Here is a 20,671-nt window from a genome sequence, read left to right as displayed (position 1 = left end):
TACCTCTAATTTGGTACAGATGCCGGTTTTTCATGAAATTGTCACCTCGTTAAACAAAATATTGAGCTAACGCAAGCTGCAGCTTTACCGCTTCGCCTAGACTTTTCATTATTGTTGATGGCGGAAGGAAATTGTCGTTCCGCCAATTTTTTGGTTTTTTTTATCGGAGATTCTCCGGAGTATCATTCATGTTAAAGCGTGTTTTTGTCACAGGAACAGACACTGAAGTCGGTAAAACCGTCGTTTCTCGTGCGTTACTGCAATCCATCCATGCTTCTGGTGCTACTGCTGTAGGCTACAAGCCTATCGCCGTCGGTAGTGAAGAAACCCCGCAAGGACTGCGTAATAAAGATGCGTTAACATTGCAGGCGTCTTCTTCTATCCCATTGAATTATGATGAAGTAAACCCGATAACGTTGCAGGAAGAAATTGCGAACGCCTATACCGGCGAGCCATTGGATTACAGTTTGATGAGCCGCGGGCTGCAAAACCTAAGCGGTAAATCAGCGCATTTAGTGGTTGAGGGGACCGGCGGCTGGCGTGTTTTAATGCACGATTTGCGCCCATTGTCTGAATGGGTTGTGCAAGAGCAACTGCCCGTGATTTTGGTGGTGGGTATCAAGCTTGGTTGCATCAGCCACGCCATTCTGACTGCGCAGGCCATCATTAATGATGGTTTACCCTTTGCCGGTTGGATCGCAAACCGAATTAACCCTGGGCTTTCGCATTATGCCGAAACGTTAGAAGCGTTACGCCAAAAGTTGCCTGGGCCACAGCTAGGCGAAATCCCTTACCTGTTCCGTCCAGAGGAAAAAGATCTGTCTAAGTATATCGATCTTTCTCCTCTCAAATAGCGCCGCCTATTTGCCGTAAACTGACCCTGTCCGCAGCCAGCGTGACAGGGTTGTTGCCATCACGCAGGCCAGCAATAATCCCGGTAGCAACGTATATTCTCCCGTCATCTCAAACACCATGAGCGCAGACATCACCGGCGCATGCGTGGTTGCAGCCAACAGCGTTGCCATGCCGGTCAGCGCCATCAATAGTGCAATGTGTTCGCCCATTCCCGGCCAGTGCGCAAATAGTTGCCCGACAAAAGCACCTAGCGCGGCGCCGATAAACAGCGTTGGGGTAAATACACCTCCGGGAGCGCCTGAGCCATTGCTGGCCAGTATCGCAACCAGTTTACAAAGCAAAATCGCCCCAATGAGTAAGGCACCCGGCGGGGCAGAGAGTAACGATTGCACTACGCTGTAACCATTTCCCCAAACCTCGGGAAAAATGATTGATAATCCACCGACGATCAGACCACCAAGCGCGAGCTGCAGCGGCGGAGGAAGGCGTAGGTGTTGAAAGAAATGGCTGCTGTATTGCATTAATGAAAGAAATAGTGGCCCCGCAAAGCCCGCTACCACACCCATCAACGCCATCAATAAATACTGTACTGGCCACGGTGCGACCAGAATTTGTACCTGATACAGGGTTTCTTGCCCACCGTTAAGCAGATTACTCATCAGCAGAGCACTGACCGCAGCGATCACCACCGGGCCAAGAGAGGCGAGGATTAGCGATCCAAAAAGGATCTCCGCAATAAATAAACTCCCCGCCAAAGGCGCGTGGTAGGCGCTAGCCATCCCAGCGGCGGCGCCACAGGCAACCCACAATTTCCATTCCTTTGGTGGTGTAAACAACCGAGCAAAAACCGATGCAAACAGGGCCGCGAGCAGGATCATTGCGCCTTCGCGACCGATAGCACTTCCGCTCGATACCACAATTAGAGAGGCTAAGCTTTTGACAAGGCTGGCGGAGATATCTAAACGGCCATCGCCTGCGTCGAAGGCTTCCATGTAATCTGTCGGGGCGGATGGTCGTTGGTGTTGATATTTCTGAAATAGCCACAGTATGGAACCCGCAACCAGCCCGCCTAAAGCAGGCGTTAGCAAACGTCTCCATAATGGCAACTCGGCCGCGGCGGCCACCAGACTTCCCCCGCGACTGCCTAAGAATAACCATTCGAGTTTCAACATCGATTGATGAAATAGCCAAACAACGGTGGCTGCAGCGATCCCCAAAATCATCGCAATGGCTAAGCGGCGCAGCATCAGTTGATAATGTTGCATATGAATCAGACGTTTCATGCGTGGTGAAGTCATGTTTAGCCGCGGGTTAGCAAAAAAGAAGCACGCTCTGCGTCGTGCTAAGGCATAAAAGTGCTAGCAGTTTAAGGGTTTTAACAGCAGGAAGAAACCGCGCCGCAAAAATGCGGCGCCTAGAGATGATTAATGAATGGGATAAGGGGTATAAACGCCGTTTAGCGACTCAAGGAACGCCACAATATCATCCACGTCTTTCTGTGGTAACGAGGTTCCAACCTGATATTTCAGCATCAGCTTCACCGCTTCATCCAGCGTGGGTACGTCACCACGATGGAAATAAGGTGCCGTCAGAGCAACATTGCGCAGCGTTGGCACTTTCTGCCGGAAACGATCGCGTTCCCCTTGAGTCACATTAAGTCGGCCAATATCCGCGCTGGTCACCTTGCCAAAAGCAAAATTCTGCTTCAGCCCTAGAGGTTCAAAAGCCTGACCGCCGAGTATTTTCCCCGTGTGGCAGGTAGCACATTTATTATCTTTAAAGAGCTGATATCCATGCATTTGCTGGGCGGTTAGCGCTTTATCATCGCCGCGAAGATAGCGGTCAAACGGACTGTCGGGTGTAATAAGCGTTTTCTCGAATTCGGCAATCGCATCGGTGATGGTATCACCGGTAAAACCTTCGGAGTAAACCGCTGTAAATTGCTGTTTGAAAAGAGAATCTTGGTTGAGCTTGCCAGTGATTTCATCCCATGACTTGGACGCCATTTCGATTGGGTTAAGCGGCGGGCCACCAGCCTGTTTTTGTAAATCTGGCGCTCTGCCATCCCAGAATTGCTCAATGTTAAACACCGCGTTAAATACCGTTGGCGCATTGATTGGGCCAACTTCACCGCCTACGCCAATGGAGGTTTGTCGGCCATCAGCGCCGCCGGCCCCTAACTGATGGCAATGAACGCAAGCAATGGAATTATCGCCAGACAAACGCGGGTCGTGGTACAAGCGGAAACCCAATGCCACTTTATCAGCCTGAACGGGAAGGGTACGTGGCAATGGTTGAACGGGTTCATTCATTAATGCCGGAGCCATATCTTTCGCGGCATAGTATTTTATGCGCTGTTCTTTCACCCAGTTCAAAATGCCGGAGCGCTCTTCATCACTCAGAGCGCCAGCCCAGTGTAGCGCGGTGTAACGAGTCGGCGGCATGGTGTCGTGCTGCATGACCCATTCCACTTTAGTCATGTCTCCCTGTTGAGGGCGAGTATTATTAATGAGGCTATTGCGAATAGGAGTGAGATCAAAGGATTTGTAGCCAAGATTGATGTCATATTCCATCAGTTGCTTAGCAATGGGAAGTTGTGAATAAAACGGAAGCTGTGCCGATGGGGTGTGGCAGTAATCACAGCCTTTTACACTCAGGGTTTTCAGTATTGCCGCATTTTGTGGCAAAAGCGAAGTCTGATCGGGCATCGTAATTCGTTGCTTATCATGGTAATAGACATATCCCACTAGACCTAAATAGCCAACAACACCGACAGTGGCTGCAATTCCCAAAAGTTTTGTTATTTTTTTCATGTTAAAACTCCATTTCAGAGCATGAATTCGGGCTGCGCCAACGCTGGGTACACAACCCTCAGAGGGCCAAAATTTGGCTTATCCATGGTGCGTGTTGTATCCCGTGTGTTTGTTGACAATCATCAATGATAGGGGCCGGTAGCGCCTATCATTGAGATAGGAAACAGCAATCAATCAAAAATCATTTTAGCTTATAGGTGACAATGTCACTTTTGTATTCATCTCAGTCCTATTCTCTCTTCGAGAGTTCACACTATTAGCCTAGATATTCATGGTAAGGTGTTGAGCTAAATTTCTATTCGCTTTTTCGCGAGGCAGCATGGTTGAGCAGGTAGAACAGCAATATTTACATCGAGGCATTGTGCTAACCGCGTGTATGTTAGCGACCTTTATGGCGGCTATTGAGGTAACGATAGTGTCGACGGCCATGCCCACGATTATTGGTGACTTAGGCGGTTTCTCACTGCTGGGCTGGGTATTTGCTGCATATCTATTAACACAGGCCATTTCAATTCCTATCTATGGTCGACTCGCCGATCTTTATGGTCGCAAGCGGATGTTCTATATCGGCGCCTCGCTTTTTTTATTGGGTTCGGTGCTGTGCGGTTTTTCTCACAATATGCTGTGGATGATCGTTTTCCGTGCGATTCAGGGGATGGGCGCAGGGGCGATCACCCCGATTGCATTCACCATCGTTGCAGATATCTATTCACCGGCGGAACGTCCAAAAATACAGGGTTATCTCTCTAGCGTCTGGGGCGTATCGGCTATCGTAGGCCCGTTGATGGGGGCGTTTATTGTTCAGCACTTCAACTGGGCACTGGTTTTCTGGGTTAACGTTCCTATTGGTATCACGGCGATGTATCTGCTGTGGCGCTATTTCCCCGAAACGGTACATCCACGGCAGCATCCTATCGATTTTGCCGGTACGTGTTGGCTAACTATCGCGGTGGCCTCGTTGCTGGTTGCGCTCTTACAGGCCGATATACTGAAGTACTGGGTGTTTCCGTTGCTATTACTCTTTGTCGTCGCAGCTTATTTTCTGCTACGGCAAGAGAAAAAAGCCCCCGAGCCCTTATTCCCGTTGGCGCTCTGGCGGAATAACGTGATCGTCGCGGGTAATATTGGCGGGCTTATTGTCGGCGCATCCATGATGGGCGTTGCCGCATTTCTGCCTACGTTTGTGCAGGGCGTGATGGGGGGAACGCCGTTAGAGGCGGGCACCACGTTAGCCATGATGTCAATCGGCTGGCCGTTGGCTAGTACCCTTAGCGGGCGGATGATGTCGCTAACGTCCTATCGTACGACAGCAATGTTAGGCAGCTTTCTGCTTATCGCCGGAAGCTTCATTTTACTCATGCAGCAGCCGGATAGTGGCTTGCTATGGGGGAGAGTGGCTGCCTTTGTGATTGGCTGCGGTATGGGGATGACCAATACCACATTTCTGGTTTCGGTACAGAATGTTGCGCCCGCTAATATGCGAGGAATTGCCACCGCATCAACGGTGTTCACCCGTATGCTAGGTTCAGCGCTTGGCACTGCCATTTTAGGTGCGACGCTCAATCTCAACCTCGATTGGCGCTTGCCGGATATCCATGATCCGGTCCAGAAACTCATGAGCATGCACCAGAGTGGCATACAGCCAGATGCCAATATGGTCAATTTAACGACTCAGGTGGCGGCATCTATCCATTGGGTGTTTATCGTCGCGGCAATATTGTCGTTGTTTGCTTTAGTCACTGCGTGGCTCATTCCGGCAAAATTAAAGCCTGAAAGTGAGACCTGCGTGGAATTTGATGGCGAATGCTAGGGACAAAAAAGGCTGCCATGAGGCAGCCGTTTCGAGATAACGCTGATAATTAATGAGTAGCCGGTGCTGGCGTGCTGTCGTCTTCAGCGCCGCTAGTGCGCTGATAGATGATCTTCTGCGTGTCATTTTCGCAGTGACCCACGACCTGACCACCGCTTGCTTCAGCCTGATCGTTCGGCACAACGTCCAACGTAAAGCCAGACTCAGGTACACCATTTTTGATGATTTTTTGGCTAATATCTGCTTTGACTGTCTCACAGGAAGCCTGCGCAGCCAGTGGAATAGCACTCAACAGCATGATGCCAAGCAATAATTTCTTCATGAAATATCCTCCAAGGATCCTTGCAAAAGCGTTTAAACTTAATGCTTATGGATTAAGCGGTCGTCCGGTATTTCTATCTAAACAACGTTGGGTATTCGGTTCCCAGTACGCATTAACGTTTAGACTTTTTTCACATGAGTCTTGCAAATCTACAGCTGTGTCGAACTTGTCGAACTGCTTCTCAACGCGGGTATTAACTTTATTGCGCAGAGAGCGGGTATCATCCCATTGTTCTTTCTGCTGACGAGCATCTTCTTTTGTCAGGGAGTTATCCTGACCGCCGCTAGAGCCAAATACACAGGTGCTGCCTGACGCACAAGAATCGGCTAAAGCCGTGGCCTGCCAGCCACCGATCATGATGGCTACGGCTAAAGGCATCCAACGAGCGGCCATTTGCAATTTATTCAGTTGCAATTTATTCAGTTTCAATTCGCTATCCTCTTTTCACAATAACCGTCTTTCAGGCCATCATTCTCGATATGAAGACACTATAGCACTCCGTCAGTTCCGCTGATAGTTTGCGAAAATGTTGGTTTCAGTACGGTTTAGTGCGAAAACAGAAGTTTACAATGTCGTGAAATTTAGCCGCGGTAGACAGACAGCGGGGCAAAAGACTGACTGACCGGCATCATTTCAATGGTATTGATGTTAACGTGTGGAGGCAGAGTAGCGACCCAATACACGGCTTCAGCAATATCATCTGCGCTTAATGCATTGGCATTCTCATATGTTTTCCCTACGCGCTCATCATCGCCTTTAAAACGAACGTTTGAAAACTCGGTACCGCCGACCAGTCCAGGTTCGATATCGCTAACCCGCACTTGGGTTCCGTGTAGGTCTGCACGCAAACCAAGACTAAATTGCTTAACAAACGCTTTTGTCGCACCGTACACATTGCCACCGGCGTATGGCCAGTTAGCTGCCGTCGAGCCGATATTAATAATATGACCGACGTTGCGTTCAACCATATTGGGCAAAATAGCCCTAGTCATGTTAACCAAACCTTTGGCATTCGTGTCGATCATGGTGTCCCAATCATCAACATTTGCTTTATGTGCAGGCTCTAAACCTAAAGCTAACCCCGCATTGTTAACTAAAACATCGATACTACGTTTCTCTGCCGGAAGACTCTCTAACGCCTGCTGTATGGCCGCGCGGTTGCGAACGTCGAGTTGCACGATAGTTAATGCATCACCCAATTCGTCTTTCAACGTTTCGAGACGGCTTAAACGACGACCGGTCGCAATCACCGAATGTCCGTTCTTGATAAATTTGCGCGTTATCGCCTCACCGAATCCTGCGGTGGCTCCGGTTACAAATATATTCATACTCAATTGCCTCGTTAATTTAGCGAAAGAACAGGCCTTTCAATCTACCAGAAGCGAGCTAAATTGCCATGACACGGGGCAGAATAATGACGTGCATCTATACTTGAAAATACGGAACATTCCTAGCCAAAATATAGGCAGAACAGGGAGTTATTCCATTGAGAACCGGTTGCAGATTTAGTACTATCGCCATTCATATACGTACACGATATAACAATCGCTTTAAATTGAAATGGCGATATATTATTTGTTTAAGAGCAATGTCAGCTAATGTAATTATGAGTTTGTATGGGAAATCCTATGAGTCTTGAGCAAAAAAACGGTACTGATGAGATTGATCTGCTTGACCTGCTATTACAGTTATGGAACGGAAAGAAAACAATCATTGCGGCTGTTTGTATTGCGATCGTTTTGGCTATTGGATATCTAGCCGTTGCAAAAGAGAAATGGACATCGACAGCGATTATTACGCCTCCGCAGCTAGGCCAGCTGGCGGATTATCCTACGGCTGTGGCCGTTATTGACCCTAGCAATAGTAAAGATATAAGCAATGATGTGTTTGCTAACTTTGTATCCCGTGTTTCAGCTGAAACACTGACGTTTCTGCCAGAAAAACCCTTGGAGATTAAGCCGACAACCTCCGGGAGCAGAGATTCATTTACCGTGAGCTTTAGCGCTGAAACGGCGAAGGACGCACAGAAATCATTGGTTACCGTTTTAAATAAAGTTAACAAGCAAACTTCCAGCAGCTTTTATTCAAATGCTGAGAAGGCATTGGCAGTGAGAATGCAGGCCATTAATACTGCATTAGATTCTCAGGTAAAAACGGCTGAGGAGAAAAAAGCACGTCGCTTAAATGCCTTATCGGAAGCATTGAAAGTTGCAGAAGCTACAAACACTAAGAGCGTAGCTGTCAAAGAGGTCACCGGACTTTCTGATGAAATGCTATTTATGCTGGGTGAGCCTGCGTTAAAAACAATAATTGCCAATGAAACTTCTTGGCCGTTGTATTTAAGTGATAGCTATTACTCTAACCGAGAAACATTACAAGCGCTGCGCGAGATTAAACTTAGCGATAGCGGTAATGATAAATTCGAAGCATTTTCATTCTCACAACAGCCGTCATTGCCAGTCATGAAAGACGCACCGAAAAAATCGTTAATATTAATCCTATCCGTATTACTAGGTGGTTTGATCGGTAGCGGAATTGTATTGTGCAAGGGACTTATCCGTAATATAAAAGAGAAGCAAGCGGCTTAACGGTAAATTAGAATTAACCTACGAGGGCGGCACATCAAGAAAACGTGGTGTATCGCCCTTGATTGTTTCTAGAGGAAGAAGGATATCGATGTTTAGCATTACGCGCATAGGAAAAATGGACAACCCACTTTATAAAAGTGTAGATGAACTCTATGAAAGTGCTTTTCCTTATCATGAAAAGCGAGATGAAAGGGCGAAGCAGGCAGCGCTTGATAACCAGAAATACCATCTAAATGCTTGGCATCATGATAATGTATTTGTTGGGTTTATTGGATATTGGAAGTTTAGAGACTATGTCTATATCGAGCATCTGGCAATCAATCCAAGCTTGCGCTCTCAGGGATATGGCAAAAAAGTTCTAGAATGTTTTATGTCTCAACACCCGCAGACAATCTTAGAAATAGATCCGTTGACGACCGAAATTGCGAATAGGCGTTTACGTTTCTACCAAAGCCTTGGGTTTGTAGAAAACAGTTATTCCCATACTCATCCAAGCTATCATTCAGAGATTAACGACCATGAATTAGTGGTGCTGAGCAACAAAAAAATTATTACCAATAGTCAATATGTGACTTTCCTCAATGACTTACAAAACGTAGTCATGATCTTAAACTGATCACCTTATATTTATATCTGCAATAGAGCCTACCTCTCTAAAAATGTGTACATAATCCTAAGGTTGCTCAATCGCCTTGGGAGCATTGTCACGGTAATCGCATCCCACTCATTGCTACCCTTATTTAATTACATGAACTTTCCTGCGCATCAGCATGATTGATAGCAAAGGATAATTAATTAAACCGGGAAAATAAGGAATAGGAATGTATTCTTTGAAAAAATGCGCGATTGCTTTATCCATTAATATGGCATTAATCTCAACGGGTTTTACCTGCACGACATTTTTAGCGGGCAATGAGGCCACGGCAGATGGTTCTATTATTGTTGCACGTAGTGCGGATAGTGATGCATTAAAGGCGCAGCACTTTGTTATTCATCCTGCAAAACAGAATCAGACAGGGACATACAGTACTAAAGCACATAATGGCGCGAATGATTTTACCTATCCTTTACCGAAAGATTCATTACGTTATACAACGGTGCCTAATTGGAAAACACAGCTGCATGGCGCGACTGGATTTAATGAAGCCGGTGTTGGCGTGAGCGGAACCGAGTCTATTTTCGCATCACCTAAAGCGCTTGCTTTTGACCCTTATGTTGAAGAAACAGGGATTACTGAGGACGATATCCCGGATATTTTGCTGTCACAAACCAAAACTGCACGCGAGGCGGTGAAGTTACTGGGGCATATTATTGAAACCAAAGGGGCAGGTGAGGGATTTGGCGTTGCCGTGGTAGATGAGAAAGAATTGTGGTATTTAGAAACGGGGTCTGGCCATCAGTGGATGGCACAGCGAGTGCCGAATAATCAATACGTTGCTACCGCCAACCAAGGACGATTACAAAACTATGACCCTAAAGATCCTAACGTTATGGGGTCAAAGAATCTGGTTGAATTTGCAGTAGAAAAGGGGCTTTATCAGCCTAAAACAGACGGCAAATTTAATTTCTCTAAAGCCTACACCCGCGATGATGAGCGCGACCGGACTTATAACGATCCGCGTGTTTGGACAATACAGAAACAGCTAAACCCATCGGTTAAGCAAGTTATGGCAGAAGGGCGACAGTCTCCGGTTTTCCTAACACCAGAAAAGAAAGTTACGCTTGATGAAGTTAAAGCCATTCTGCGTAATCACTACCAAGGCACCAAACACGATCCGTATTCGAACGGGCTAAATGGTAAGGAAGAGTGGCGACCAATCAGCGTTTTCAGAACCTATGAAGCACATGTGATGCAGGTACGCCCCGAGTTACCAAAAGAAATCGGTGAAGTGACTTATGTGGGATTAGGAATGGCTGACCTAACGGCGTTTGTTCCTTATTACAGTGGGCTGACGTCTTTCCCTGCTAATTATGCCACCGGCTCGGACCACGCTGACAGCCAGTCGATCTACTGGAAGTATCGCAAACTACAAACATTGGTCATGACGGATTACCCGAAACTTGCGCCGGTCGTCCAGAAAGCATATCTAGACTGGGAAGCGAAAGTTGCGGATCAACAAAAAGAAACTGAGGCACAATATCTAAAACTGGCGAAAACAGATAAGGCCGCAGCCGATAAAATGCTAAATGATTTCAATCTTCGTGTCATGGCAGATGCAGAGAAACTCACCGAAGATCTCACCAATGAAATTTTCACCATCCGCACCAAAGATATTCAGTCTGACATTTTCTTTGCCAACAAAGCGAAGAAGGATTGATGATATACGGATAGAGCATTCTTGAATGAAGAGGCCCAATCATCAGATTGGGTTTCTTGTTACATATTACTTAATTTTCAGCATCCAAGTGAAACTGATGCAATATCCGATGAGCAATAGGTGCCAGCACTAATCCTAAGGTTGTCATAAATACTAGGCTGGTAAACATCCCATAAAACGCAAAGAAGACCTTTCCGGCCAAGCTTTGAGGAATAAAATATGGGCCAATGCCATTGGCGATAAACGCGCTATTTAATGTCGCATCATGCCAATTGATATTGGTATCAAAAACCATGTGTCCTACGACGCCAATAAGTAAGGTAGTGATTATTAGAACAAGAGCGCCACCAAAATGTAGTGAGAGACGTTTTAAAAACGCACCAAGTGAAATCACGGGCATATTTTTTGATTCATACATATTGATAAGCTCCTATTGGTGATGGTGTCACTATTGTAACGATTTTGAGTAGCCTTGCTCTGAACCTCAGCTCAACAACTTAACTTACATTTATCATTAGGTTCGAAGAATGTGCCCGAAAATTTGCCGGGTTAGGTACGCCGGCGACGTATTAGCAGATGAGTCCAACCATGACCAAAAACCTTTAAATTCTACCTATCCTTATCATAGTTCGTATAATGTATATTATGTTAAATTGAATATCTGGCTGATAAGGAGTCCAAACAGCATTTCCCTACCCCCCACTCATTTCCTTCTTGTTGCATACTTATTTTGTTTAACTTAGCCTCGCTGATCCTCGAAATCAGTAGATTAGATTTTGGCGGCGCTCTGTGAAATCTAAAAAAGTATGGGTACATCACCCGCCTAGAATTTACAGAGCGCTACCAATACTGAAATCAATTCTCATGGGTTTTATCAATCTTGATGCCTGTCTCATCGCTGACATTATCATGATGACTTGGTTATGGCTGACGCAAGTAAACATGAGTTTCGGTGTACTTAATCACAATTGGTGAAAGCAGCGCTAGCGCTACAACGTTAGGCAAAACCATCAGGCCATTAAACGTATCTGCCATATTCCAAATCAGATCGACCTTAAACACAGATGAGCCAAACAGCGCGCACAGCATTAAGGCTTGAAATATACGCAGTGATAACGGGGAGCCAAAAAGATAGCGAATATTAGTTTCTGCGTAGTAGTACCAACCAATAATCGTAGAGAAAGCGAAAAACATCAGGGAAACAGTGATAAACACCCCACCCCAATAGCCAAAAATCAGCGTATACGCATATTGCGTTACTGCGATACCTGTCCCATGTTTCCCCATGAACGGTAAAAACTCTGATACCGGTAGTCCTTGTAAATCCAACATTTTCAGCCCAGTGCTGACTATCGCCAATCCGGTTAATGTTACGATCACGCAGACGGTAAACACCCCTGTCATGGCAATGAACGCCTGATCCTCTGGATTTTTAACTTTTGCTACGGCATGAGCATGTGGTGTGGAACCCATTCCCGCTTCATTCGAGAACAATCCGCGAGCAATACCAAAACGTGCAGCCTGTTGAATTGAAACTCCAATCGCACCACCTAGTGCGGCCTGCGGATTAAACGCAGCAACGACAATCATATGTAATGCAGGAAACACATAGTTATAGTTAAGCAATAAAATAAGCACGGCCCCAATCACATAAACCGTTGCTTTCAGCGGCACGAGTTTTTCATTTAATGCTGCAATATAGTGCAGTCCTCCCACCACAACCAAGCCAACGAGTATCGCGATGCACAATCCCACAATCCAGGTACTGACGCCAAAGGAGAGATGAAAAGCATTCGCAATAGAAGCACAGTATGACATCGTTATTATTGGTGGTGGCCCAGCAGGACTTAGTGCGGCGATTTATGCTGCAAGAGCCCGTTTAAAAACATTGGTCATTGAAGAAAAACGCCAAATGGGTGGCCAATGTAGTACCACCGCTGAGTTAGAAAATTATCCTGGTATATTGCAAGACAGTGGTCATGGTTTGATGGATAAATTCCATCAACATGCCGTTCACTTCGGCGCTAAATTTCAACTAGGCAAAGTGATATCACTCAACCTTAATAAGGATGGACAAGAAAAGGTCCTCAAACTTAAAGACGGTGCAAGCATTATCAGTAAAGCCGTTATTATTGCCACTGGTACTCGGCCACGCACATTGGGTATTCCCGGAGAAAAAGAGTTTGCGGGTCGCGGTGTTTCTTATTGTGCAACCTGTGACGCCGACTTTTATACTGACCTAGATATTATTGTTGTTGGTTCTGGCAATACGGCTATTGAAGAAGCGGTATTTCTCACTCGCTATGTCAACCAAGTTACGCTCATTGTTATTCATGCTGAAGGACATTTAGATGCGGATCTGATTGCTAAAGAGCAAGCATTCTCGAACCCTAAAATTCATTTTATCTGGAATAGCGTGGTCACGGCCATTATCGGCGATGAGTTGGTACAGAGTGTGGAAATTAAAAATGTTAAAACAGGCGTCACTCGTCTTGTTGAGACCAACGGCGTATTTATGTTTGTAGGCACCGTTCCACAAACAGATTGGCTTGAACCGCACAGAAAACAATTGCCGCTGACTTCTGCGGGCTATATCAAAGTCAATACTCAGCAAGAAACCCTGCTGCCTGGCATTTTCGCCGTGGGTGATGTGTGTCAGAAATTCCTTCGTCAGGTCGTTACCGCCGCTGGTGATGGTGCCAGCGCCGCCGTGGCAGCCAGTCAATACATTGAGCAAGAAGATTTTTGGACGCACCATATTCTGCAATCAGAAAAATGCTCATTAGTACTGTTCTGGTCACCGTTGCAACCTGAAAGCGTCGCGTTAATGACTGAGCTCGAATCACGTACTCACGATGATTCACACTGGCAGTTAGTCCCGATCGATACCTACAAAAACCAGCGTTTAGCTAACCGTTATCACGTTTGTCAGCTACCGACGCTAGTGTGCCTAGAGCGCGGCAAAGAAACGCGGCGTTTCGAAGATCCCAATGAATCAGAACTCAGCGAGTTATTAGAGGAGTCACTCAATGCTTGAATTGAATAAAGATAACTTCACTGAACAGACCGCTAACGGACTTGTTTTAGTCGATTTTTGGAGCGAAAACTGCACCCGATGCAAAGAGCTAATGCCCGATATACATCAGCTTGCAGAAAAATACGCCAACAAAATGACATTTTGCAGCCTGAATATTCAGGGGAATCGCCGCTTGGCGATGCAGCAGAAAGTGATGGGACTACCCTCCATCGTCTTTTATCGAAATGGCGAGCGTATACAGCATATCAGCGGGGAAACACTCGACCGGGAGCAAATTGAACAGGCAATAACAACACTTTTGGCTTAGGTCTGCATTGACCTTTAAGCCTTGACTCTAAGCGTTACTTACAACAACTGGAGGTTATAAGTGGATTTAAAAAGCAAGAAAATCATAATGCTAGGTGATAGAGATGGTGTGCCAGGCCCTGCAATCGAAGCCTGCGTGAAGTCGGCAGGCGCAGAGGTCGTGTTCAGCACAACGGAATGTTTTGTCTGAACCAGCGCCGGAGCAATGGATCTGGAAAATCAGCGTCGTATTAAAGCACTGACAGAAAAATACCCACCACAAGATTTAGTCGTAATTCTGGGTGGCGCAGAAGCTGAGGCATCTGGTCTGGCATGTGAAACTGTCACTAACGGCGATCCGACTTTTGCAGGCCCTCTGGCTGGAGTTCAGTTGGGACTCCTGTGTTATCACATCGTTGAAGATGAAATTAAACAGGCCGTCAGCAATGACGTTTATCAACAGCAGGTTGGCATGATGGAGATGGTTCTCGATATCGATTCTATCGTTGCGGAAGTGAGCCAATACCGAGCGCAATACTGTAAGTACCTTAATCAATAGACGTTCCCCCAACCGGAACGGTGGCTTTGCGTGGATGAATCAGGCGCAAAGGTTCGCGTGGTTGGGGTCACCATCCAATATTGGGAGTATTTTATGGGACATGCAGTGATTCTGAATACGGGCTACATTTTGGCTCACGCACCAGATTTGCTGGTTTGGCACGGTTCTACCGCGCAACAGATACGGGAGCAACAACCTTCTCACCCATATCTTGATGAGATGAATCACCACCTGCGCAACTTTGAACACGCCGTCAACTATCCGCCAAATCAATGCTACATCGGCAATATTTCGCCACCGCAGCTATCAGCAATAGCGATGCCGTGGTGTGCTTGCAACAAACCAATGAACGCTCGGGCTGAGTCTGGCGAGATCTTCACTCAAGAGCTGCTCTATGCCCTACTTAACTACGTAGACTCATTTGAATTAACCGCATGGCATCCAGATTTTGTTGCCCGCACCGCTGAGCTGATTGAGCAACACCCAAAGATGTCGAGTCTGCCGATCTTTTAGTTTTAATTGACCTCGAACAGTCATATTTCGTGTTTGATATTCGTGAGGATATCCTATCCGGTATCCATAAAGGCGATAATGTCAGTCTACGCATCCCTGCGCTAAACGAAAAAGTAGTTACGGCCCAAGTGAGATATATTTCTCCACTTGGCGATTTTTCGACAAAAAGAGCCACGCGAGCGACCGGCGATTTTGACTTAAAAACATTCGAGATCAGATTGTATCCATCAGAATCCATTGAAGGGCTACGCCCAGGGATGAGTGTATTATGGTTATGGAAACTATAAAAACCAATCTTGGAATATATTTTTATTTATCAATAAAGGAAATAAAAATAGCGTTTAAAAAACCCATATACCATTGGCTATGCTGGATTTTTCCTTTGTTGTTATTCACACTGCTTAATGCAAGTTTTTCCAGTGGAACACTATTAGATATTCCTGTTGCCGTGGTCGACATTGATCACAGCCCGTTATCAAAAAGAATCACACGTGAGCTTAATGCTGCATCTCATGCACAGATAAAATCCTTTAATGATAATTTGGAACAGGCAAAGTTGGCTCTTGAACATGGCGATGTTTATGCCGTGCTGTATATTCCTTTTGATCTTGAAAAAAATGTTCTAGCAGGAAAAAGTCCAAGCGTTCTGTTTTTATACAATGCGCTTTTCTATGCCTCAGGTAGCTATTCATCTCAGGATTTTTCAGGACTGATATCTGAGATTAATAGCACTTATCGCCCTATCGTGAATGCCCAGAATGAGCACCAAGGAATAAAACTATCCGCGCTTCACCTCGTTTATAGCAGTCTTTTCAATCCAAGCGGGAGTTTTGTTTATTATCAGCAATTCGCTGCAACAATACATCTTTTACAACTGTTTGTTATAACGACAACTATTTATATTCTCGGGGGGACGCTAAAAACAAACTCAATTATTGGCTTCAATATGATGATTATGTGCAAAATCATTCCATATACAGTGATATTTACACTATTGCTCGTTGTTGAGTTGGCGATACTCATCACTCATTCTGGCGCCAAAGTGAATGGAAATCCGCTCTATATTATATGCGTTGGCTTCTGCTATGTTCTTGCAGCTCAAAGTTTAGGGTTAATTCTCTATACCCTCACGCCGTCAACAAATATGGCGTTTACTCTGATTGGGTTACTGGTCAGTATTGCACTAAGTTTCTCTGGTTTGGCAATGCCGGAGTTTTCACTGACGATTATTGGAAAAGTAATATCTGAAATGGAGCCGCTAACCCATGCGTTAAAAACGATGTTTGATATATTCTTACGTCATATTTCAGCACAAACAGTGCTGAAATCATGTGCAATACTCACTATTTACCCCATCATAACTTTTATCCTTATTCGTCGCAGACTTTATCTTAGAATTAAACGAAATCCTAGAGGTCACTATGCGTGAGTATTACCATACTTTCTACCATATATTCATGCATTTGATAAAAAAGCCATTGTGGTTGCTAGTTTTGGTCTCTTTGCTCATGATGAGTTTGGTTTATGGAAATCATGTCTGGAAACTACCCGTTGGATTAGTTGATTTAGACCACTCCAATATGAGTCGTGCGCTAGCGCGAAAACTCAATGCTATGTCGAGATTGGAGATCATCCATTACCCTGTCGAACTGGAAACAAGAAAGGATCTGGCAGACAAGAAGATCTTTGCTGTCATTATTCTTCCCAAGGATACGGAAAAAAATACGCTTAATGGTAAAGGAATCTCGATTCAAGCCTATGGTGACGCAACAAACCGCTTGCCTAATGGGTTAATTCAGAAAGATATACTGTCTGTATATGAAGATACTATTTCAAATTATAATAAAACGCTGGCTATGAAAAATAACTGGAGTGATAAAGACTTCGCTTCATATGAACAGCCCATCAGCGCATCTCTGGTAGAGCTGTATAATGCAGGGATCAGTTTTTCTGCCATTATTTTCCCAGGGCTTGTATCAATGATACTGCAACAATCGCTTCTGGTTGCCTGCGTGACAATTACTTTAGGGTTAAAGCGCCGAGATGGCGATTTAATGCTATTCAGTGAGTACATGGGCGGCGTGAGCGCAACGTTTCCTATATGGATCATATTATCGCTTGTGGTTTATGTCATTCTTCCAAATATCTTAGGCTACAGGCAAACCGCCGACATTCCGAGTCTAATAGCCGTCACAATTCCTTTTATCTATGCGGTTATTGGCCTTAGCCGAGTGATCACCGAGTGTCTTCTTCACTCGGGATTAATCTACCTTACACTCCCTTTTATCACTCTTCCGGTATTTTTTATCTCTGGAACTATTTGGCCACTTCAGGCAATGCCATCTACTGTCCGTTTTATTTCCTATATGCTGCCGTCAACGTGGGCCACAAAAGCAATGGCCGGAATGAACCAGATGTCTATGCCACTTGCGGACGTCACAAAAGAAATCGTTATCCTTATTATTCTTGGAAGTCTTTATTTGGCCATTGGCGAGTTTGTATATAGAAAAAGAAACCGTTTACGGTTTCGGTTCATGCAAAGAAAGATATAAATTAACAAACAAGGAAAATCGTATGAAAAAGTATATTTTTTTATTGTATTTGGTTTTATTCTCCTCCTATTCACTTTCTGCCGTTGAAGTGAGTAAAAGTCAAACAACTACGTTACATAAAGTCGGCCATGTGTCTATACATGGTGATACGACAATTCTTTCCCCTGAGGATGCAAGAAATGCGCTTAATGCCAAGGTTGATAAAACGGGGGCGCGATACTATTACATCGTTGCACTGGGAACCGCTGGTGATTCTAGCGTATACAATGTCGATGCCATTATTTATAACTAACGCTTTACAGTTTGAGTATTTTATCTAAAACGTCGTATCAAGTGCGAACCCTAAATTTTTTCAAATAACTATCGTTCGCACTTAATGCTACTTTAGCGCACCTTACCTCATCATCTTTTAACTTATTTCAACTGCTTGCGCTACGTGAAATCTGAGCATTTAGCAGTAGGATTACCGGCCAGATTTCGTCAGTTGAAACCTATATAAAGCAGACAAAAAAGCCCAGCGTCACTTGCTAGGCTTTTCATTTTGCGTTTTACGGCTGATCTCGTTTTAACGAAACTGTTACGACATGTCAGATAGCTAAACCAATACGCGTTCCAATGCGTCGAGATCGTTTGAACTGAGCAATAGCTTAATCTTCTCAATCTCTGCTTCAGGTCTGCTATAAATATTCAACGCTAAAATCCGAACAATATCTGCGTCAGAGAACCGGTACCTAATCAGCTTTGCCGGATTGCCACCAACAATGGCATACGGTGGAACATCTTTGGTTACGACGCTTCCCGCAGCAATAATGGCACCCTCGCCCACGTTAACGCCGGGCATCAACATACTGCGCATTCCTAACCAACATGCATCGCCAAGAACGGTGTCGCCTTTGTGTTGATAGCTGTCGTATATCGTTTCCATGAAGGGATAGAGATTTATAAAATCAGTGCGATGATTGTGATTCCCACCCATTAAGATCACGCATTCTGCGGCTATGCAGACATAATCACCAATCAGCAGTTTATCTATATACCCTAGGGGTTCCCAATTTTGGCTAACAGCGTCACCGTGCAGATACCGAACCACCGAGCGTTCAAATCCGCCGTCCCAGTAATCGCTGTAATAACTGTGGGTACCTTTAACAATGATATTCGGGTTGGTTACCGAGAGGTGCAACAGCTCGGTCTTTGACCAATGTTTTTCTTTCATGACTCATCCTTTTCTATATAAGAGCCACGGAACGATTTTATTTCGTGGCAGTAATTACTCGTTCAGATAATTACTGTCATTAGAGATTCGAGGGTGTTTTAGCAGAGGTAAATGTGGAAGGTTCATACCTGATTTCCTTACGGCAAATTCGGTCAAATAGTATCGAACATACCGTATTGTGTAAATATTGAAGCTAAACATGGGCTCACTGTGAGATAAATTTTTCGCAAATGGGCCACCCATGAATATAAAAAAGCCCACAGACGTGGGCTTTTAGCATATTAAAAATCTTAACGGAACGGTGGTTCATTGAAGGTGCGCAGCTTACGCGAATGGAGCTTATCGCCTTCGGCTCTCAATAAATCAATCGCGCGAATACCGATTTGCAAATGCTCGGATATTGCGCCTTCATAGAAATGGTTAGCTTGGCCTGGAAGCTTAATTTCACCATGCAGAGGCTTATCCGAGACGCACAACAGCGTGCCGTAAGGAACGCGGAAACGATAGCCTTGCGCGGCAATCGTTGCGCTCTCCATGTCTACCGCTACCGCACGGCTTAAACTAAAACGCAGCGCCGACGCGGAGAAACGTAGCTCCCAGTTGCGATCGTCAGACGTCACCACGGTACCGGTACGAAGTCGTTGTTTCACCTCTTCTCCCGGCATTCCGCTTACGGCCTTGGTGGCATCATATAATGCACGCTGTACTTCAGCGATGCTTGGGATCGGAATATCAGGCGGCAAAACGGCGTCTAACACGTGATCATCACGTAAATAAGCATGCGCCAAAACATAATCGCCGATGGCTTGGCTTTCACGCAGCCCACCACAGTGGCCAATCATTAACCAGACGTGTGGTCTGATAACGGCCAGATGATCGCAGATCGTTTTCGCATTTGAAGGGCCCACCCCGATGTTAACCAGCGTGATCCCCTGACCTGTCGATGAAATCAGGTGGTAGGCTGGCATCTGGTGTTTCTTCCACGCCAAATCAGAAGTGGTTTTCTCTGGGTCGGCCGTTTCAGCGGTGATATAGCTGCCACCGGCGCAGGACAACGCCTCGTAAGGGCTATTCGGATCAAGAATTTGCTCGCATGCCCAACTAACAAACTCATCAACATAGCGACTGTAGTTAGTAAAAAGAATATAGGGCTGAATATGTTCGGCTGGCGTACCGGTATAGTGTATGAGGCGTGCCAGAGAGAAATCGGTGCGTAGCGCGTCAAAGTGTGACAGCGGGAAGACATCACTCCCCGTTTCTAAACCATCGGTGATCCCATCGCCAATTTTGGCCAGATCGGTGGTTGGAAAATGCTGCGCTAATCCTGCCGTCATGGTTCTATCCAGAATAAGATCAGAACCATCAATAACAAACGGATACGGCATTTCTTGTTGTGACGGTGTCACTTCAAAGCTCGCGCCGTATTCGGTTTCTAATAATGCTAGCTGCTCCGATAAATATTCTCGAAATAGTGCTGGGCGGGCAACCGTCGTGCTGTATTGGCCTGTTCGCGAAAAACGCCCATAGGCTCGTGTTCTTAGGTGTTCGCGAAATTTCCCATCCCAACTAACGCTCAGCTGCGGGTAAGAAAACAGTCCTTTGGCCCTTTCTCCTACGTCTGGCAATTTCCCCTCATGGATATAATCGCTGATGGCGGTACGCAGTGCGGACAGCGCTGACTCATACAGTAATTCAAGTCGATCAAGTGCTTCGGATGCCGTGAGATGCATAGTCTCTTGTGATTTATTCAAAATATCCCCTTAATGACTCGAAAAGCGCAGGTTTAACAGTATGGTCTACTCGTAA

General features: G+C 45.5%; 21 protein-coding genes and 1 pseudogene. 13 read left to right on the top strand and 9 right to left on the bottom strand.

The window, feature by feature from the left end; all coding sequences use genetic code 11:
* The first annotated feature begins 188 nt into the window (after window positions 1-188).
* Window positions 189-854 carry a dethiobiotin synthase gene (gene bioD, locus AB3Y96_RS11730; RefSeq protein WP_367299269.1) on the top strand — a complete coding sequence of 222 codons (666 nt, stop codon included), beginning with the start codon at window positions 189-191 and terminating at the stop codon, window positions 852-854.
* 6 nt (window positions 855-860) lie between these two features.
* Here the strand turns inward: bioD and clcB are convergent, their stop codons facing one another.
* Both clcB and AB3Y96_RS11720 read right to left on the bottom strand, forming a co-directional pair.
* On the bottom strand, window positions 861-2,138 hold the full coding sequence (gene clcB, locus AB3Y96_RS11725) for a voltage-gated ClC-type chloride channel ClcB (RefSeq protein ID WP_367300315.1): 1,278 nt from the start codon (window positions 2,136-2,138) through the stop codon (window positions 861-863).
* Window positions 2,139-2,279: 141 nt separating this feature from the next.
* On the bottom strand, window positions 2,280-3,668 hold the full coding sequence (locus AB3Y96_RS11720; RefSeq protein ID WP_367299268.1) for a cytochrome-c peroxidase: 1,389 nt from the start codon (window positions 3,666-3,668) through the stop codon (window positions 2,280-2,282).
* A gap of 319 nt (window positions 3,669-3,987) precedes the next feature.
* Here AB3Y96_RS11720 and AB3Y96_RS11715 point away from each other — a divergent pair, with 319 nt between their 5' ends.
* A complete protein-coding gene (locus AB3Y96_RS11715; RefSeq protein WP_367299267.1) occupies window positions 3,988-5,478 on the top strand; it encodes an MDR family MFS transporter in 1,491 nt (496 codons plus the stop codon).
* 49 nt (window positions 5,479-5,527) lie between these two features.
* Here AB3Y96_RS11715 and AB3Y96_RS11710 read toward each other — a convergent pair whose 3' ends face one another.
* The 3 genes from AB3Y96_RS11710 to ydfG form a co-directional block, all read right to left on the bottom strand.
* Window positions 5,528-5,800 carry a DUF1161 domain-containing protein gene (locus AB3Y96_RS11710; protein WP_367299266.1) on the bottom strand — a complete coding sequence of 91 codons (273 nt, stop codon included), beginning with the start codon at window positions 5,798-5,800 and terminating at the stop codon, window positions 5,528-5,530.
* Window positions 5,801-5,845: 45 nt separating this feature from the next.
* Window positions 5,846-6,193 (bottom strand): DUF1283 family protein, encoded by a 348-nt coding sequence (locus AB3Y96_RS11705; RefSeq protein WP_367300314.1) that lies wholly within the window; start codon window positions 6,191-6,193, stop codon window positions 5,846-5,848.
* A 188-nt stretch (window positions 6,194-6,381) separates the two neighbouring features.
* Window positions 6,382-7,128 (bottom strand): bifunctional NADP-dependent 3-hydroxy acid dehydrogenase/3-hydroxypropionate dehydrogenase YdfG, encoded by a 747-nt coding sequence (gene ydfG / locus AB3Y96_RS11700; RefSeq protein ID WP_072310436.1) that lies wholly within the window; start codon window positions 7,126-7,128, stop codon window positions 6,382-6,384.
* Window positions 7,129-7,428: 300 nt separating this feature from the next.
* Between ydfG and wzzB the strand changes: the two genes are divergently transcribed.
* The 3 genes from wzzB (at window position 7,429) to AB3Y96_RS11685 (ending at window position 10,706) form a co-directional block, all read left to right on the top strand.
* On the top strand, window positions 7,429-8,388 hold the full coding sequence (wzzB, locus tag AB3Y96_RS11695) for an LPS O-antigen chain length determinant protein WzzB (protein WP_367299265.1): 960 nt from the start codon (window positions 7,429-7,431) through the stop codon (window positions 8,386-8,388).
* Between the two features lie 88 nt (window positions 8,389-8,476).
* Window positions 8,477-9,004 (top strand): GNAT family N-acetyltransferase, encoded by a 528-nt coding sequence (locus AB3Y96_RS11690; RefSeq protein ID WP_367299264.1) that lies wholly within the window; start codon window positions 8,477-8,479, stop codon window positions 9,002-9,004.
* Window positions 9,005-9,209: 205 nt separating this feature from the next.
* Window positions 9,210-10,706, top strand: coding sequence for a C69 family dipeptidase (locus AB3Y96_RS11685; protein WP_367299263.1), 1,497 nt, complete (start codon window positions 9,210-9,212; stop codon window positions 10,704-10,706).
* A gap of 70 nt (window positions 10,707-10,776) precedes the next feature.
* Here AB3Y96_RS11685 and AB3Y96_RS11680 read toward each other — a convergent pair whose 3' ends face one another.
* Together AB3Y96_RS11680 and AB3Y96_RS11675 are read right to left on the bottom strand one after the other, a co-directional pair.
* Window positions 10,777-11,124, bottom strand: a complete 348-nt coding sequence (locus tag AB3Y96_RS11680) for a hypothetical protein (RefSeq protein WP_072310433.1) — start codon at window positions 11,122-11,124, stop codon at window positions 10,777-10,779.
* A 503-nt stretch (window positions 11,125-11,627) separates the two neighbouring features.
* The gene (locus AB3Y96_RS11675; protein ID WP_367299262.1) at window positions 11,628-12,524 is read right to left on the bottom strand and encodes an alanine/glycine:cation symporter family protein; all 897 of its coding nucleotides are present in this window, start codon (window positions 12,522-12,524) and stop codon (window positions 11,628-11,630) included.
* Here AB3Y96_RS11675 and AB3Y96_RS11670 point away from each other — a divergent pair.
* The 8 genes and pseudogenes from AB3Y96_RS11670 (at window position 12,505) to AB3Y96_RS11635 (ending at window position 17,944) form a co-directional block, all read left to right on the top strand.
* Window positions 12,505-13,743: an FAD-dependent oxidoreductase gene (locus AB3Y96_RS11670; RefSeq protein WP_367300313.1), complete on the top strand. Its 1,239-nt coding sequence runs from the start codon at window positions 12,505-12,507 to the stop codon at window positions 13,741-13,743. The genes AB3Y96_RS11675 and AB3Y96_RS11670 overlap by 20 nt on opposite strands.
* Window positions 13,736-14,050: a co-chaperone YbbN gene (locus tag AB3Y96_RS11665; RefSeq protein ID WP_072310430.1), complete on the top strand. Its 315-nt coding sequence runs from the start codon at window positions 13,736-13,738 to the stop codon at window positions 14,048-14,050. The genes AB3Y96_RS11670 and AB3Y96_RS11665 overlap by 8 nt, the downstream gene beginning before the upstream one ends.
* A 60-nt stretch (window positions 14,051-14,110) precedes the next feature.
* Window positions 14,111-14,587 carry a glycine/sarcosine/betaine reductase complex selenoprotein A gene (grdA, locus tag AB3Y96_RS11660; protein ID WP_367299261.1) on the top strand — a complete coding sequence of 159 codons (477 nt, stop codon included), beginning with the start codon at window positions 14,111-14,113 and terminating at the stop codon, window positions 14,585-14,587.
* Between the two features lie 30 nt (window positions 14,588-14,617).
* On the top strand, window positions 14,618-15,100 hold the full coding sequence (locus tag AB3Y96_RS11655; RefSeq protein ID WP_367299260.1) for a hypothetical protein: 483 nt from the start codon (window positions 14,618-14,620) through the stop codon (window positions 15,098-15,100).
* Window positions 15,088-15,387 (top strand): annotated as a pseudogene (locus AB3Y96_RS11650) (secretion protein HlyD); the annotation flags it as partial. The gene AB3Y96_RS11655 and the pseudogene AB3Y96_RS11650, both read left to right, overlap by 13 nt.
* On the top strand, window positions 15,369-16,529 hold the full coding sequence (locus AB3Y96_RS11645) for an ABC transporter permease (RefSeq protein WP_367299259.1): 1,161 nt from the start codon (window positions 15,369-15,371) through the stop codon (window positions 16,527-16,529). The pseudogene AB3Y96_RS11650 and the gene AB3Y96_RS11645, both read left to right, overlap by 19 nt.
* A complete protein-coding gene (locus tag AB3Y96_RS11640; protein ID WP_072310415.1) occupies window positions 16,522-17,652 on the top strand; it encodes an ABC transporter permease in 1,131 nt (376 codons plus the stop codon). The genes AB3Y96_RS11645 and AB3Y96_RS11640 overlap by 8 nt, the downstream gene beginning before the upstream one ends.
* 22 nt (window positions 17,653-17,674) lie before the next feature.
* A complete protein-coding gene (locus AB3Y96_RS11635; RefSeq protein WP_367299258.1) occupies window positions 17,675-17,944 on the top strand; it encodes a YdgH/BhsA/McbA-like domain containing protein in 270 nt (89 codons plus the stop codon).
* 303 nt (window positions 17,945-18,247) lie between these two features.
* On the opposite strand, the gene AB3Y96_RS11630 is transcribed toward AB3Y96_RS11635, so the two are convergent.
* Together AB3Y96_RS11630 and AB3Y96_RS11625 are read right to left on the bottom strand one after the other, a co-directional pair.
* On the bottom strand, window positions 18,248-18,865 hold the full coding sequence (locus tag AB3Y96_RS11630; RefSeq protein WP_367299257.1) for a CatB-related O-acetyltransferase: 618 nt from the start codon (window positions 18,863-18,865) through the stop codon (window positions 18,248-18,250).
* A gap of 290 nt (window positions 18,866-19,155) precedes the next feature.
* A complete protein-coding gene (locus AB3Y96_RS11625) occupies window positions 19,156-20,616 on the bottom strand; it encodes an AMP nucleosidase (RefSeq protein WP_367299256.1) in 1,461 nt (486 codons plus the stop codon).
* Window positions 20,617-20,671 lie beyond the last annotated feature (55 nt).

The sequence above is a fragment of the Hafnia alvei genome, from assembly GCF_964063325.1.
Lineage (GTDB): Bacteria > Pseudomonadota > Gammaproteobacteria > Enterobacterales > Enterobacteriaceae > Hafnia > Hafnia alvei_B.
This window is presented reverse-complemented; position numbering and strand designations above follow the sequence as displayed.

Bases quoted from the DNA above. Each gene is read 5' to 3' on its own strand.
- AB3Y96_RS11645 (WP_367299259.1), top strand. From the start codon at position 15,369: ATGGTTATGGAAACTATAAAAACCAATCTTGGAATATATTTTTATTTA.
- AB3Y96_RS11680 (WP_072310433.1), bottom strand. From the start codon at position 11,124: ATGTATGAATCAAAAAATATGCCCGTGATTTCACTTGGTGCGTTTTTA.
- AB3Y96_RS11630 (WP_367299257.1), bottom strand. From the start codon at position 18,865: ATGAAAGAAAAACATTGGTCAAAGACCGAGCTGTTGCACCTCTCGGTA.
- AB3Y96_RS11715 (WP_367299267.1), top strand. From the start codon at position 3,988: ATGGTTGAGCAGGTAGAACAGCAATATTTACATCGAGGCATTGTGCTA.
- AB3Y96_RS11665 (WP_072310430.1), top strand. From the start codon at position 13,736: ATGCTTGAATTGAATAAAGATAACTTCACTGAACAGACCGCTAACGGA.
- AB3Y96_RS11710 (WP_367299266.1), bottom strand. From the start codon at position 5,800: ATGAAGAAATTATTGCTTGGCATCATGCTGTTGAGTGCTATTCCACTG.
- AB3Y96_RS11635 (WP_367299258.1), top strand. From the start codon at position 17,675: ATGAAAAAGTATATTTTTTTATTGTATTTGGTTTTATTCTCCTCCTAT.
- AB3Y96_RS11640 (WP_072310415.1), top strand. From the start codon at position 16,522: ATGCGTGAGTATTACCATACTTTCTACCATATATTCATGCATTTGATA.
- wzzB (WP_367299265.1), top strand. From the start codon at position 7,429: ATGAGTCTTGAGCAAAAAAACGGTACTGATGAGATTGATCTGCTTGAC.
- ydfG (WP_072310436.1), bottom strand. From the start codon at position 7,128: ATGAATATATTTGTAACCGGAGCCACCGCAGGATTCGGTGAGGCGATA.
- AB3Y96_RS11675 (WP_367299262.1), bottom strand. From the start codon at position 12,524: ATGTCATACTGTGCTTCTATTGCGAATGCTTTTCATCTCTCCTTTGGC.
- AB3Y96_RS11685 (WP_367299263.1), top strand. From the start codon at position 9,210: ATGTATTCTTTGAAAAAATGCGCGATTGCTTTATCCATTAATATGGCA.
- AB3Y96_RS11720 (WP_367299268.1), bottom strand. From the start codon at position 3,668: ATGAAAAAAATAACAAAACTTTTGGGAATTGCAGCCACTGTCGGTGTT.
- clcB (WP_367300315.1), bottom strand. From the start codon at position 2,138: ATGAAACGTCTGATTCATATGCAACATTATCAACTGATGCTGCGCCGC.
- AB3Y96_RS11690 (WP_367299264.1), top strand. From the start codon at position 8,477: ATGTTTAGCATTACGCGCATAGGAAAAATGGACAACCCACTTTATAAA.
- bioD (WP_367299269.1), top strand. From the start codon at position 189: ATGTTAAAGCGTGTTTTTGTCACAGGAACAGACACTGAAGTCGGTAAA.
- AB3Y96_RS11705 (WP_367300314.1), bottom strand. From the start codon at position 6,193: ATGGCCGCTCGTTGGATGCCTTTAGCCGTAGCCATCATGATCGGTGGC.